General features: G+C 52.8%; 12 protein-coding genes. 7 read left to right on the forward strand and 5 right to left on the reverse strand.

Annotation, left to right across the window (positions count from 1 at the left end; all coding sequences use genetic code 11):
• The first annotated feature begins 69 nt into the window (after nucleotides 1-69).
• Nucleotides 70-1,146 carry a DNA polymerase IV gene (gene dinB, locus CX651_RS04375; RefSeq protein WP_101054042.1) on the forward strand — a complete coding sequence of 359 codons (1,077 nt, stop codon included), beginning with the start codon at nucleotides 70-72 and terminating at the stop codon, nucleotides 1,144-1,146.
• A 249-nt stretch (nucleotides 1,147-1,395) separates the two neighbouring features.
• Here dinB and CX651_RS04380 read toward each other — a convergent pair whose 3' ends face one another.
• Complete coding sequence (locus tag CX651_RS04380) at nucleotides 1,396-2,298, reverse strand: DMT family transporter (protein WP_101053911.1); 903 nt, start codon at nucleotides 2,296-2,298, stop codon at nucleotides 1,396-1,398.
• A gap of 302 nt (nucleotides 2,299-2,600) precedes the next feature.
• Between CX651_RS04380 and dnaK the strand changes: the two genes are divergently transcribed.
• Both dnaK and dnaJ read left to right on the forward strand, forming a co-directional pair.
• A complete protein-coding gene (gene dnaK / locus CX651_RS04385; protein ID WP_039033622.1) occupies nucleotides 2,601-4,514 on the forward strand; it encodes a molecular chaperone DnaK in 1,914 nt (637 codons plus the stop codon).
• 90 nt (nucleotides 4,515-4,604) lie between these two features.
• Complete coding sequence (gene dnaJ / locus CX651_RS04390; protein ID WP_039033623.1) at nucleotides 4,605-5,735, forward strand: molecular chaperone DnaJ; 1,131 nt, start codon at nucleotides 4,605-4,607, stop codon at nucleotides 5,733-5,735.
• A gap of 183 nt (nucleotides 5,736-5,918) precedes the next feature.
• On the opposite strand, the gene CX651_RS04400 is transcribed toward dnaJ, so the two are convergent.
• From CX651_RS04400 to CX651_RS04415, 4 genes are all read right to left on the reverse strand, one after another.
• Nucleotides 5,919-6,341, reverse strand: a complete 423-nt coding sequence (locus CX651_RS04400) for a MarR family winged helix-turn-helix transcriptional regulator (protein WP_101053917.1) — start codon at nucleotides 6,339-6,341, stop codon at nucleotides 5,919-5,921.
• A gap of 149 nt (nucleotides 6,342-6,490) precedes the next feature.
• Nucleotides 6,491-8,638 carry an FUSC family protein gene (locus CX651_RS04405; protein WP_101053920.1) on the reverse strand — a complete coding sequence of 716 codons (2,148 nt, stop codon included), beginning with the start codon at nucleotides 8,636-8,638 and terminating at the stop codon, nucleotides 6,491-6,493.
• A 1-nt stretch (nucleotide 8,639) separates the two neighbouring features.
• Nucleotides 8,640-9,503: an efflux RND transporter periplasmic adaptor subunit gene (locus tag CX651_RS04410; RefSeq protein ID WP_101054045.1), complete on the reverse strand. Its 864-nt coding sequence runs from the start codon at nucleotides 9,501-9,503 to the stop codon at nucleotides 8,640-8,642.
• An 8-nt stretch (nucleotides 9,504-9,511) separates the two neighbouring features.
• The gene (locus CX651_RS04415) at nucleotides 9,512-9,712 is read right to left on the reverse strand and encodes a DUF1656 domain-containing protein (protein ID WP_039033625.1); all 201 of its coding nucleotides are present in this window, start codon (nucleotides 9,710-9,712) and stop codon (nucleotides 9,512-9,514) included.
• A 262-nt stretch (nucleotides 9,713-9,974) separates the two neighbouring features.
• Between CX651_RS04415 and CX651_RS04420 the strand changes: the two genes are divergently transcribed.
• The 4 genes from CX651_RS04420 (at nucleotide 9,975) to carA (ending at nucleotide 13,763) form a co-directional block, all read left to right on the forward strand.
• A complete protein-coding gene (locus CX651_RS04420) occupies nucleotides 9,975-10,769 on the forward strand; it encodes a M48 family metallopeptidase (protein ID WP_039033626.1) in 795 nt (264 codons plus the stop codon).
• Nucleotides 10,770-10,930: 161 nt separating this feature from the next.
• On the forward strand, nucleotides 10,931-11,548 hold the full coding sequence (locus tag CX651_RS04425) for an FKBP-type peptidyl-prolyl cis-trans isomerase (protein WP_039033627.1): 618 nt from the start codon (nucleotides 10,931-10,933) through the stop codon (nucleotides 11,546-11,548).
• A gap of 59 nt (nucleotides 11,549-11,607) precedes the next feature.
• Nucleotides 11,608-12,426 (forward strand): 4-hydroxy-tetrahydrodipicolinate reductase, encoded by an 819-nt coding sequence (dapB, locus tag CX651_RS04430; protein ID WP_101053923.1) that lies wholly within the window; start codon nucleotides 11,608-11,610, stop codon nucleotides 12,424-12,426.
• 188 nt (nucleotides 12,427-12,614) lie between these two features.
• Complete coding sequence (gene carA / locus CX651_RS04435; RefSeq protein WP_101053927.1) at nucleotides 12,615-13,763, forward strand: glutamine-hydrolyzing carbamoyl-phosphate synthase small subunit; 1,149 nt, start codon at nucleotides 12,615-12,617, stop codon at nucleotides 13,761-13,763.
• Nucleotides 13,764-13,783: the final 20 nt, after the last annotated feature.

Below are 13,783 nucleotides of genomic sequence, written 5' to 3' on the forward strand. Positions count from 1 at the left end.
ACTGTGTTTATATACAGTACTCTGTTTGTGTCCGGCTCGACCGAGCCCTTTGAGATCCGGAAAGTAAGCTTGAGAAAGATCATACATATCGACATGGACTGCTATTTTGCCGCAGTGGAGATGCGTGATTTTCCAGAATATCGTGGCCGACCTCTGGCCGTAGGTGGCAGCAGTGACAGACGCGGGGTGATAAGCACCTGCAATTATGAGGCGCGTAAATTCGGCGTTCGCTCTGCCATGGCCTCAGCCTATGCGTTAAAGCTTTGCCCGGATCTGCTGCTTATCCCCGGACGCATGTCTGTCTACAAGGAGGTCTCGGCAGAGATCCGGGCCATCTTTGCCCGGTATACCTCACTGATTGAACCTCTGTCGCTGGATGAAGCCTACCTGGATGTATCCGATAGCTCGTTATGCCAAGGCTCGGCCACCCTAATTGCCGAAGCGATTCGCGCCGATATCCTGGCGGAAACCGGCCTGACAGCCTCTGCGGGTATCGCCCCGGTCAAGTTTCTCGCCAAGGTGGCCTCGGATCTCAACAAGCCCAACGGTCAATATGTGATAACGCCACAGGCGCTGCCTGAGTTTGTTAAAACCCTGCCGCTTATCAAGATCCCCGGTGTCGGTAAGGTCACCGCCCAGAAGCTGGCTGATATGGGGCTGCATACCTGTGCGGATGTGCAAAAGGTGCCTCTGGCCATATTGCAGCAGCGGTTTGGGAAGTTTGGAACCTTACTTTATGAAAGGGCTCAGGGGATAGACGAACGGGAGTTGACTATTAACCGAGAACGTAAATCGGTCGGGGTAGAGACCACGCTGGCAGAGGATATCCATACTCTGGCTCAGTGTCGTCAGGTGATGCCACAGTTGGTTCAGGAGTTGGCCCGCCGTTTGGAGCGCGGAGCCAAAGACAGGCAAATTCAAAAGCTGGTGGTCAAACTCAAGTTTAGTGACTTTAAACAGACCACTATAGAAACCCGCTCGAATGAGTTATCTGTGCGTCTGCTGGATGACTTGCTGACCCAGGCATTGCAAAGAGCCAACGGTCGTGGCATCCGCCTGCTGGGGGTAGCTGCCGGCCTGGTCAGCCAGGATGACAGCCACTCATCGGCAGAGGAAACTATACAGCAGTTGGATTTGGCTTTCTAAATTTACAGTTTGGATTAGTTTACAGAAATGCATTCGGCTATCGGTTCTTGGGGTAACGGAACTGTTGGGCTAAAAAGCTCCTTCTACGGCATTACCTAGGCGCCAGTTCACCCAGCGCTTACTGTACGAGGCGATTCCTGGGTATTGGGCCATCATCATAGGGCCATCACCAATTTCCAACATTAGGCGAGCTGCACAGATGAGGCCGAGAATCTTCATTGCCCTTCAACAATGGCTGAATATGGCGTATCACACTAGCTTCACTTTCGGCGCCTTGGGTTTCAGTACTTTCTGTATCAAGAGTGCTGACAGGATAAGTCCCATGCCGACCAGAGTCGCCAGTGTGATGGCTTCTTTCAATATCAGCGCAATAAACACCATGGACAGGAGTGGCGTCAGAAACACCAGGTTGGTGATGCTGGCTGCTCGCTCTGTGGTTCTCAGTGCCATTAGCCAGAGCACAAAGGTAACGCCCATTTCAAACAGCCCCACATAGATACCGGCCCCTAGCGCTTGCCAATGCAAAGAGGGCAGACTTTCTGTTGCCAGCAGGGTGATGGTTATTAGCGGTAGACTCACCAAAAAACTCAGCAATAGGCTGACAATGGCATCGCCCTTGTCTTTGGTATTAATGATCCAATATAAGCACCAGAGCAGGGTACTGGAGAGTGCCAGCAGGATACCGAAGGGGTTTTCAAAGTCCATCGATAACAGGTTACCGCCGGTGGCGATTACCAATACTCCAAAGTAGCCGGTGATGGCCGCCAGCATGTCGCTGAGTTGCAGCTTTTGCTGCAACATGGGGGCGGCAAGCAGTGGCAGCAGTACCGCCCAGGTGTAGTTCAGCGACAGCGCCTGCTGCGCCGGCAAGAGATCATAGGCTTTGAACAGTACCAGATAATATAGAAAGGGATTCAGTATTCCGGTTTGCAGATAAAACCAGGGCCGGGCGCGAAACTGCTGCTTTAATAATGTGAGTTTTTTCTGCCAGGCAAGAATAAGCCCCAGACAGATGGATGAAGTGATAACGGCAACAAACACCAGTTGCAACGGCGAGAAGAAGCCAAGGGCGATTTTAAAGGCGGTCGCAACAGTGGACCAGAGGAATACGGCGGCCATTCCGTAGATCAGGGCCAGCTGGGATTTTTTCACTTTAGAGGTCTCTGTTTCTACTCTTGTTTTATGGCTGGTTCGGCCACGGTCGCAATCGACACTATTTTATTCAGCACTGCTAAACAAAAAAAGATCTTCGGCACCGACGATGCGAAAAAAGATTGTACAAAAGATCCATTTTTTTCTTCCTGGCCCTTGTAAAGCAGTTTTACGCCCTTATATAGGGGGTAAGGCAAGATTGGGGGCCATCTACAACGGGCTTGAAAACAGCGAGTTTACCCCCATATCTGAAATCAGATAAACATATTCAGTTCGAAAGAAAAGATTTTTCGGAGGACCTCATGGGTAAAATTATTGGTATCGACTTAGGCACAACAAACTCTTGTGTAGCTGTCCTCGATGGTGACAAGGCTCGCGTATTGGAGAATGCCGAAGGCGATCGTACTACACCTTCTATCATCGCCTTCACTGAAGACGAGACGCTGGTTGGCTCACCTGCAAAGCGTCAGGCTGTTACCAACCCTGCCAACACTTTCTTTGCCATCAAGCGTTTGATTGGCCGTCGCTTTACTGACGATGAAGTTCAGCGCGATGTCAGCATCATGCCTTTCAAGATCATCAAGGCCGACAACGGCGATGCTTGGATTGAAAGCCATGGCAAGAAAATGGCACCTCCTCAGGTGTCTGCTGAAGTACTGAAAAAGATGAAGAAAACTGCTGAAGATTTCCTGGGTGAGCCAGTGACTGAAGCGGTAATCACAGTACCTGCTTACTTCAACGACTCTCAGCGTCAGGCCACCAAAGATGCCGGCCGTATTGCGGGTCTGGAAGTAAAACGTATCATCAACGAGCCAACTGCAGCGGCACTGGCCTATGGTATCGACAAGAAGCAGGGCGACAACATTGTTGCTGTATATGACCTGGGTGGTGGTACTTTTGATATCTCCATCATCGAAATCGACAGCAACGACGGCGACCAGACTTTCGAAGTACTGGCAACCAACGGTGATACTCACCTGGGTGGTGAAGACTTCGACAACCGTCTGATCAACTACCTGGCTGACGAATTCAAGAAAGAGCAAGGTCTGGATCTGCGTAACGACCCTCTGGCTATGCAGCGTCTGAAAGAAGCTGCCGAGAAGGCCAAGATTGAGCTGTCCAGCACCACTCAGACCGAGGTGAACCTGCCTTACATCACTGCCGATGCGACAGGTCCCAAGCACTTGGTGGTTAAGATCACCCGTGCCAAACTGGAATCTCTGGTTGAAGACCTGATCCAGCGCTCTCTGGAGCCTCTGAAAGTGGCTCTGGCTGATGCCGACCTGTCAGTGTCTGACATCAACGAAGTGATCTTGGTGGGCGGTCAAACCCGTATGCCTAAGGTTCAGGAAGCGGTAACCAACTTCTTCGGTAAGGAACCACGTAAAGACGTGAACCCTGATGAAGCGGTAGCCGTAGGTGCTGCGATTCAAGGTGGTGTACTGGCCGGTGACGTGAAAGACGTACTGCTGCTGGACGTAACGCCTCTGTCTCTGGGTATCGAAACCATGGGCAGCGTAATGACTAAGCTGATTGAGAAGAATACGACTATTCCTACCAAGGCACAGCAGACCTTCTCTACAGCAGACGACAACCAGAGCGCAGTGACCATTCATGTGCTGCAGGGTGAGCGTAAGCAAGCCAGCGCCAACAAGTCACTGGGTCAGTTCAACCTGGAAGGTATTGAGCCTGCTCCACGCGGCATGCCACAGATTGAAGTGACTTTCGACATCGACGCCGACGGTATTCTGCACGTGTCTGCCAAAGACAAGAAGACAGGCAAAGAGCAGAACATCACCATCAAGGCCTCTTCCGGTCTGTCTGATGATGAAGTCGAGAAAATGGTTCGCGACGCCGAGGCTCATGCCGAGGAAGACAAGAAATTTGAAGAACTGGTCAGCGCCCGCAACCAGGCTGACGGTCTGGTACACGCCACCAAGAAACAGGTGGAAGAAGCCGGTGACGCTCTGGCAGCAGACGACAAGGCCAAGATCGAAACCGCTATGGCTGCTGTAGAAACTGCCACCAAGGGTAACGACAAAGAAGCTATCGAGAAGGCGACTCAAGAGCTGATAGAAGCTTCTGCCAAGCTGATGGAAATCGCTCAGGCCAAGGCACAACAAGGCCAAGGTCAAGGCGAAGCCCAGAGCAGCAATGCCCAGGCCGATGACGTTGTCGATGCCGAGTTCGAAGAGGTTAAAGACGACAAGAAGTAATTGGGTGGTAACACTCGATTAATTCCGGCGGGCGTTACGGGGCAACCCTAACGCCCGCTTGTGTGAATCCAGCTTGGAAAGCGTGAGATTATGTCAAAGCGAGATTATTACGAAGTATTGGGCGTCGGTCGCGACGCCAGCGAGCGGGAGATCAAGAAGGCCTATAAGCGCCTGGCGATGAAGTATCACCCTGACCGCAATCCGGGCGATAAGGCGGCCGAGGCCAGCTTTAAAGAAGTCAAAGAAGCCTACGAGATCCTGACCGACGAAGACAAAAAAGCTGCCTATGATCAGTTTGGTCATGCCGGGGTTGACCCTAACCGTGGCGGTGGTGGTTTTGGTGGCGGCGCTGATTTCGGTGATATCTTTGGTGACGTGTTCGGGGATATCTTCGGTGGTGGTCGTCGCGGCGGGCATCGTCAAGCTGCCCGTGGTTCAGATCTGCGTTACAACCTGGAACTGTCGCTGGAAGAAGCGGTGCGTGGTATTACCCGTGAGCTTAGGATCCCAACCTTGGTTAGCTGTGATCTCTGTGATGGCAGCGGCGCGAAGAAGGGTACCTCGGCGACCACTTGTGGTACCTGTCATGGTGCCGGTCAGGTACAGATGCGTCAGGGTTTTTTTGCTGTGCAGCAACCTTGTCCTACCTGTCATGGTCGCGGCAAGATCATCAAAGAACCTTGCAGCAAGTGTCACGGTGATGGCCGCATAGAAAAGAGCAAGACACTGTCGGTGAAAATTCCGGCCGGTGTCGATACCGGCGACCGTATCCGCCTGGCCGGTGAAGGTGAAGCCGGTGAATTCGGAGCCCCGGCGGGGGATCTCTATGTACAGGTTACTGTGCGCGAGCACCCGATCTTTGTCCGTGACGGCAATAACCTTTATTGTGAAGTGCCGATATCCTTCGCCAAGGCCGCCCTCGGCGGTGAAGTGGAAGTGCCGACACTGGATGGTAAGGTCAACCTGAAGATCCCGGCGGAAACCCAGACCGGCCGCATGTTCCGCATGCGCGGCAAAGGGGTTAAGTCGGTGCGCAGTCACGCGGTTGGCGATCTGCTTTGCAAAGTGGTGATGGAAACGCCGGTGAACTTGTCAGAGCGTCAGAAAGAGCTGCTGCGTGAATTTGAAACTTCAGTCACCGGCGCATCCAAGAAACATAGCCCCAAGGCTGAAGGCTTCTTCGATGGAGTGAAAAAGTTCTTTCAGGATTTGAATAGCTAACCGGCGCTCTACCGAAACAAAAAACCGATGCTCAAGGCATCGGTTTTTTTTGGGGTCATACTTGAGCTGGCGTTAATGTCGCACTCGATACTTATGCTGTTGCTGCTGTTTCCGGCCGCGGATTTAAGCACTTTTAGAATAGCAATGTTCAGAGTTACTGTCTGGTATTCAGAGCCCTGATATTCAGGCACCCAGCTTATGGAGCAGGCTTAGCCACAGTTGTTGCTCTTGCTCACTCAAGCGTGACATAAACTCATCGGCGACTTGCTGAAATGATACCTCGGCCTCAGTAAAAATCTTAGTGCCCGCCGGTGTCAGGGCTACCAGGCTGACTCTGGCATCACGGCTGGCGGTTTCCTTTTCTACCAGACCCATTTTTTCCATTGGGTTAAGCAGGCGGGTGATCCCCGAAGCGCTGAGTCCGGCACCCTGGGCCAGGTCGATCCTTCTGAGTTTATTGCCCTCGGCCTTTGCCAATTGTCTCAGTACCAAAAACTCGCTGAAGCTGATACCGTGCAGCGACAACCTGCCTGCCAGACTGCGTTGCAGTTGACTGTGCATCTCGGTTATAGCAAGCACAATGCTTGTCGTTATGGGTTGTGTCATCTGTGAAACCTCTGGAAACGAAATTAACTTGACCAATGCTTTATTAATACTTGATTGTGCAAGTATTAGTCTATTTGCTTGAGCAGTCAAGTAGTTTGCAAGTTTCTATCGGGTTGGATGACTTATGGCGCTGAGCTTCAGGTCTTTGCCTAAGGCTTTTGTTCGGAAGAAGACTCTTGCTCTTGCGGTGGCGCAGACTCTTGCCCTTGCTTTGGCGCAGACTCAGCTTGGGTTACGGGTGCATTGGCATTGCTTATCATGGCGGAGCTGCGCTCAAAGGTCATTATCAGGCGCTCAAACATCCCCTGAACCATTTCCAGTTGCTCCTGTGTCAAACCATCGGTTTGCAGCCGGGCTAAAAGGCGTTCGCAACTGCTACGGAAATCAGGTGGATTTTCGCCGCGGGAACAGAAGATAAAGGCGTTGGCGAGCGCCAGTTGCCAGTCTTGCAGTAGTTCGTCGAGTTGGCTGTCGCTGATGCTGGCCAGCAGGCGGCGCAGACGCATTGATACATGGCCCAGGTTAAGGCCGGTGAGGCCTAAGTCGGTCAGGGTTCGGTTGCTGCTCTGGCTGCTGCGTTCATAATTGGCCAAGCGCAGCAAGCGATCAGCCATACGGGCATTAAACCAGTCTTCAGGCTTGTCCTGTTTGACCATCTCAATCAGATCTTTGCGGGTGGCGTTGAGTAGGCGTTGCTGCATCATTTTGACCCCGGGCTCAGTCACCAGCTTAAACAGCCAATAGAGGATGCTGACGCCGACAAAGATGGCCATCGCCTTGCTCAGGGTGTTGTCTACGGCAAAAGCCTGGCTCATGTCTTTGCCGGGGCTGACCAAAATAGCAAATGGGATGCAAAATCCAAGGCCGTAGGGCAGGGTGGCCTGATTGGCCAGCGCCATCAGGCCAATAAAGAAGGGGCCTGCCAATACCAACAACATGATCTCAATATCGCCGCTGCTTTGGGCCAGTAGTCCGAGGGCGTAAAATATTGCGACAGGAATGGCGATCATTACTCCTATCAGCAGTCGCCGCAGGATCATGCTCAAAAGGGGTAAGGGCAGTCTGGCCATCATGATGGAGAAGATCACCGGCATGGTCATTATCATCAGGGCCGCACTGGAAGCGGTGCCAATCCACATCCCGGCACCTATCAGGAAAATCAGCATGGTTCTGACACCCGTGATAAGCCCCAGCAGGGGATCTCTGTGGGTCTGCATCGCGGGAGCATTGAGCAGCGTTTTATCCGGTGACTCCAACGCCTTGAATGCCCGCAGCACCAGCACCAAATCGCTGGCCAGCTCCGAGGCGGTTTTCAGCAGCCGCGATTCCAGTGGGCTGATACAGGTATGAGTGTTGCGAAAGTGGATGATTTCGCGCCTTTGCCTGTGTGCCAATTCATAACAGAATTGGAAATCGTCCGACTCGGACATCGCCTTGAAGTTGCTTTTTAGGGTACGGATTAGCCCTGAGAGAGTGCTTGTCATCAACTCTTCGTGGTTACGCTGCAAACGGCCGAATATCTGGATCACGGCGAGCAATGATAACACCTTGTTGAATAACAAATTGGCCGCACGACTGCGTCCCGGGCCTTCCGGACCCTCGTAGCTGAGAGCGTTGGCATCGTCGCTGGCTGCTGCCAGTGATTCAAGAATTGCGTCTATCTGATTATGGCGATTTTCATGGGAGCCGTTGAGATCCAGCTCCAGTGTGAGGTATTCCAGGGTTTGGTTGACTATTTTACGGGTTTGTTTTTGTAGCCCTTCGGTGACTCTGACTGGCCACAGCAACTGGCTCATCAGAGTGGCACAGATGGCACCGACTATAATTTCGCTGACCCTGGAGTGGGCGACGGCGAAGATGGTTTCACTGTTTGCTGTAGCTGGGCTTACCATCACCAAGAGCACAATAAGACAGGGGGTGATCCCCGCCATGGCAAAGGCGTAGACAAAGTTGATATGGCGTACCATGGCCGACAATGCAGAGTTGAGCCCCAACCACAGCGCCAGGGTGAGCATGGCCAGTTCGGGGGCACCGTAAAAAATGCTGAGAATAGCTATGCCGGCAACCCCGCCTACCAGGGTGCCTATTATCTGGCAAAGACCTTTTTCCAGCACCAGGCCACTTTCGGGGCGCATCTGCAGGAATATTGCCGATACCAGCGCCCAGTAGGGGCGCTCCAAGTCCAGATAGAGCGCCGCCGTCAATGCCAGTGCCATGGCAATCACCCCTTTGGTGGCGAAGATTAGCGTGCGCTTGTCCGGGGTCAGAAATACCGCCAGCGTGGGAGATAGGGGCATATTATTTTTCGGCTTGCAGTTGGATGGAAACCGTCAATCCGGCGCTGAGTTCATGTTGTTCCGAAGCCGGGTCCAGCTTGATATCAACAGGGATCCTCTGTGCCAGCCTGACCCAGTTGAAGCTCTGTTGAATTTGCGGCAACAGTTGACCATTGGCATTGGTATTGGTATCGGCAATTGCTTTGCCTATGCTGATCACTTCGCCCCTGAGCGGCTCGCCACCGCTCATTAGGCTGATTTTGGCCTTTTGGCCTACCTTTATTAATGGCAGTTTGGTTTCTTCAAAGTACCCTGTGACATAGAAAGAGCCTTGTTTAACCAGAGATAATACCGCCTTGCCCTGGTTAACATAGTTGCCCCGACGCAGGCTGAGGTTGATTATGGTGCCATCGGCGGGGGAGTGAACCTGAGTGCGCTGCAGATCTATTTTGCTGCTGTCGAGTCTGGCCTTTGCCAAGTTGTAGCTGGCTTTGGCCAACTCTGTGTTGATCCGTGCAGTTTCCAAATCCTCTTCACTGATCACCTCGCGGCCGGTGAGATTCTTGCGCCGTTCATATTTGTGCTTGGCCAGTTCCCATGCATGTAGCTTGTTTTCCAGCTCGGCGGCCAATTCGGTACTGGCGGCTTGATAACGGGTATCGTCCACCTTAAACAGCAGATCGCCACGTTTGACTTGTTGGTTATCTTTAACATTCAGTTGAGTGACCCAGCCTGAGACATCGGCCGAGAGGGTAATGACTTCGGCCCGCACCCGGCCATCACGGGTCCAGGGGGAATAGAGGTAGTGATTCCAAATCCAATATCCGGCCACTAAGGCAGCCAGCACGAGAAGCAAGGTAATGGAGATGCGCAGTACTTTTGCCATGATAAGTGTCAACTCTCAAACAGGTAGATAATCAGTGCCAGATAGCACACGAACAGGGCGACTTCGAACCAGGCCACTCGCCAGATTTTTGTGTACAGTCCGGTCCAGTGAAGAACCAGTCTGGTCAGAAACCAGAGTGCGAGCGCAAGAGGTGCGAAGAGAACCAAAGGACTGAACAGCAATCCCCCCAAGGCTAATTCTTCAAGCATTGTATGAGTTGGAACCTATAAAAAGACGTTTGGTAAAGAGTAACTTATAAGTGGATAACGGCGTTTGCCGTATCCATGTATCTCAATCAGTGTCGTGCCTGACAAGCCAGAGGTCAACTTTTTTCAAGCCTTGGCTGTACGCGCAGCTGGCTGTACGCGCAGCTGGCTTTTGGCCGGCGGGATCATTGGCGATACGAGAAGCTGTGCTTGCGTGTGACACTCAGGTAAAATCCAGGGAAACTTTATCACCGGAAGATAAAAGATGAATAACCGAATTTTCGGCCTACTTGCCATACTCTTTGTGGGAGCTCTTTCAGGCTGCTCCACTACTCAGTCGCCCACCGGGCGCTCGCAGATGCTGTTGTTTTCGCCCGAGCAGATAAACCAGATGGGTACCGCCTCTTTCGAGCAGATAAAAGCAAAAGAGAAGCAGAGCCAGGACAAGGCCGCCAGTGCCTATGTTGCCTGTGTGGCGCAGCGTATTACCTCTTTATTGCCGCAACAACATTGGCAATGGGTACTGTTTGAGTCGGATCAGGTCAACGCCTTTGCCTTGCCCGGTGGTCATATCGGTGTCTATACCGGGCTTCTTAAGGTGGCCAACAATGAAGACCAACTGGCAACGGTAATCGGCCATGAGATAGCGCATGTGTTGGCGCAGCACGGTAATGAACAGGCCTCACGGGCCCAACTCAGCAATACCGGTATGCAGTTGGCCGGTACGGCGTTGGGGATGGGGCAAGTAGCCAATGCCGATCTTTACATGGCGGCCCTGGGGCTTGGGGTGCAGGTGGGCTATATCTTACCCTATGGCCGGGCGCAGGAATCCGAGGCCGATGTGATGGGGCTGGAGCTGATGGCCAGGGCCGGCTTCGATCCTGGAGCCGGGGTGACCTTATGGCAAAACATGGCCAAGGCGGGGGGCGGTCAGGGGCCGGAGCTGTTGTCGACTCATCCATCCAATGAGAACCGCATTGCCCAGTTGCGTGATTTACAAGCGCAGATGATGCCGCTCTATCAGGCGAGCAAGGGTAAATTTAGCTCTTGCCAAAAATGAGGTTAACAAAGTCGGCTTGAGGCTCGGCCTTCTGTCCATTTTGGCTTGAGACTCGGCGAATGAACAAAGCGTAAGGATACGAATAAGCGCAACACTTGAACCCGGATAAGTGTTACACTGTGCCGCGAAAAATTCACAGATAAACTGAGAGTAAACTGATTATGTCTGATAAGTTCACCAGTGTTGAACAACAAGCCAGCTACGGCGTAGGCCGCCAGTTGGGTGAGCAACTGGCCGCAAACTCTTTCGAAGGTCTGGATATTCCAGCCGTTCAAGCCGGTCTGGCCGATGCATTTGACGGCAAAGAGAGTGTTGTTTCCATGGAAGATATGCAGGTTGCTTTCTCTGAAATCAGCCGTCGCTTGCAAAAGGCGCAGGAAGAGGCTGCCGAAGCCGCTTCTGCCGAAGGTAATGCTTTCCTGGCCGAAAACGCCAAACGTGAAGGTGTGGTGACTACCGAATCAGGTCTGCAGTACGAAATCATCAACGAAGGCTCAGGCGAGAAGCCAAGCTATGATTCCAACGTTCGTACTCACTATCACGGTACCTTTATCGACGGTAAAGTATTCGACAGTTCAGTAACCCGTGGTCAGCCTGCCGAATTCCCGGTTTCCGGCGTGATTGCCGGTTGGACCGAAGCGCTGCAACTGATGCCGGTTGGCGCCAAGTACAAGCTGTATGTACCGCATCACCTGGCCTACGGCGAGCGCGGTGCCGGGGCGGCTATCCCGCCTTATTCCACTCTGGTCTTTGAAGTGGAACTGCTGGACATTCTGTAATACCAAAATCGCTTGAGTCTGACTCAGGCGATTTTTTTAGCCTGTATGTGGAGAAAGTTATGAGTGGACATGTCAGAGTTGCGGTTGCCGGAAGCAGCGGCCGTATGGGGCGTACCTTGATAGAAGCGGCCGCGCATTCCAGCCGGATCATTCTGGGCGCGGCCATCGAGCGCGCTGGCTCGACTCTGGTGGGAGTCGATGCCGGAGAGTTGGCCGGGGTCGGTTGTCTTCATGTCCGGGTCTGCGATAGCCTGGATCAGGTTGCTGATGACTTCGATGTGCTGGTGGATTTCACCAGCCCGGAAGGCACCCTCAGCAATCTGGATTGGTGCGCCCGCCATCATAAGGCGATAGTGATAGGCACTACAGGTTTCAATTCGGCGCAAAAGGCGCAGATTGAGGCCTTTGCCGAGCAGATCCCTGTGGTATTGGCACCCAATATGTCGGTTGGGGTTAACTTGATGTGGAAGCTGCTGGAATTGGCGGCGGAAGTCATGGGTGATTATACCGACATAGAGATCATCGAAGGCCATCACAGGCACAAGAAGGATGCACCTTCAGGTACCGCCTTGAAGATGGGGGAAGTGATTGCCAACACACTGGGGCGGGATCTGGAAAAAGTCGCCGTCTATGGCCGCGAAGGGATCACCGGCGAGCGTGAGCGCGACACCATAGGTTTTGCCACTATCAGGGCGGGCGACTTGGTGGGTGAGCATACCGCCATGTTTGCCGATATGGGCGAGCGTTTGGAGATCACTCACAAGGCTTCCAGCCGAATGACCTTTGCCAACGGCGCCATGCGTGCGGCACTTTGGTTGCAGGAACAGGATGCCGGGCTCTACGACATGCAACAGGTATTGGGGTTGAAACCCCTATGACATTATTTAAAAAACCGCCGATTGGCGGTTTTTTTTTGAATTCCTCCGTCTGGCTATAGACGGATCGATATTTATCGTGTAGGATGCGCGGAATTTGTCAAAATTTCGTATTTTAGCGGAAATTGGTACTTTAAACAAAGATAAAAACATTACATTTCAGTGGCTTGGCTCTTTTCTCGGAGGTCGCGTTGACAAAGTCTGCCTTACTCGTACTCGAAGATGGAAGCGTATTTTCCGGCACAGCAATCGGTGCCGATGGGATCGCAGTCGGAGAAGTCGTTTTTAACACTTCGATGACCGGATATCAAGAAATCCTCACCGATCCATCTTATTCTCGCCAGATAGTAACTCTAACCTACCCACATATCGGTAATACCGGTACTAACAATGAAGACACAGAATCCGATGCAGTTCATGCCTGTGGTCTTATTATTCGTGATCTTCCCCTCCTCGCCAGTAACTTCCGTAACCAACAATCCCTCAGTGATTACCTCAAAGCCAACAAGGTAGTCGGTATCGCCGATATCGACACCCGTAAGCTGACCCGTATTCTGCGGGAGAAGGGCGCTCAGGCCGGTTGCATTCTGGTGGGTGAGCAGGACGTAGACAAGGCGCTGGCCGCCGCCAAGGCATTCCCTGGGCTGAAAGGCATGGACTTGGCCAAGGAAGTGACGACCGACAAGTCTTACACCTGGCGCAAGGGAACCTGGCGTTTGGAGAGCGGCCTGCCGGTCGATACTCCCGAGTCAGAACTCAAGTACAAGGTAGTGGCTTATGACTACGGCGTGAAGCAGAACATACTGCGGATGCTGGTAGACAGAGGCTGTGATGTGACTGTGGTTCCTGCACAAACGCCTGTCAGTGAAGTACTGGCGATGGCACCGGATGGGGTATTCCTCTCCAACGGCCCCGGTGACCCGGAGCCATGTGACTATGCCATCAAGGCGATTCAGCAAATTCTCGAAACCGATATCCCGGTATTCGGCATCTGCCTTGGCCACCAACTGCTGGCGCTGGCCAACGGTGCCAAGACGCTGAAGATGAAGTTTGGTCACCACGGTGCCAACCACCCGGTAAGCGATATTGACAAAGGCACTGTGATGATCACCAGTCAGAACCATGGTTTTGCTGCCGACGAAGCCACACTGCCTGCCAACATCAAGGTGACTCACAAGTCGCTGTTTGATGGCTCACTGCAGGGGATCCACCTGACAGACAAGCCGGCCTTCAGCTTCCAGGGTCACCCTGAAGCGAGTCCGGGGCCGCACGATTGTGCACCACTGTTCGATCACTTTATCGAACTGATTGAGCAATACCGTCACCAAGTCAAGCTGTAATCGCCGTGAGAAGATAGAAG

It is taken from the genome of Shewanella chilikensis (assembly GCF_002836945.1).
GTDB lineage: Bacteria > Pseudomonadota > Gammaproteobacteria > Enterobacterales > Shewanellaceae > Shewanella > Shewanella chilikensis.

What these genes read in the sequence shown, in the direction of transcription:
- dnaK (WP_039033622.1), top strand. Translation starts at nt 2,601, where the DNA reads ATGGGTAAAATTATTGGTATCGACTTAGGCACAACAAACTCTTGTGTA.
- dnaJ (WP_039033623.1), top strand. Translation starts at nt 4,605, where the DNA reads ATGTCAAAGCGAGATTATTACGAAGTATTGGGCGTCGGTCGCGACGCC.
- CX651_RS04400 (WP_101053917.1), bottom strand. Translation starts at nt 6,341, where the DNA reads ATGACACAACCCATAACGACAAGCATTGTGCTTGCTATAACCGAGATG.
- CX651_RS04405 (WP_101053920.1), bottom strand. Translation starts at nt 8,638, where the DNA reads ATGCCCCTATCTCCCACGCTGGCGGTATTTCTGACCCCGGACAAGCGC.
- CX651_RS04410 (WP_101054045.1), bottom strand. Translation starts at nt 9,503, where the DNA reads ATGGCAAAAGTACTGCGCATCTCCATTACCTTGCTTCTCGTGCTGGCT.
- CX651_RS04415 (WP_039033625.1), bottom strand. Translation starts at nt 9,712, where the DNA reads ATGCTTGAAGAATTAGCCTTGGGGGGATTGCTGTTCAGTCCTTTGGTT.
- CX651_RS04420 (WP_039033626.1), top strand. Translation starts at nt 9,975, where the DNA reads ATGAATAACCGAATTTTCGGCCTACTTGCCATACTCTTTGTGGGAGCT.
- CX651_RS04425 (WP_039033627.1), top strand. Translation starts at nt 10,931, where the DNA reads ATGTCTGATAAGTTCACCAGTGTTGAACAACAAGCCAGCTACGGCGTA.
- dapB (WP_101053923.1), top strand. Translation starts at nt 11,608, where the DNA reads ATGAGTGGACATGTCAGAGTTGCGGTTGCCGGAAGCAGCGGCCGTATG.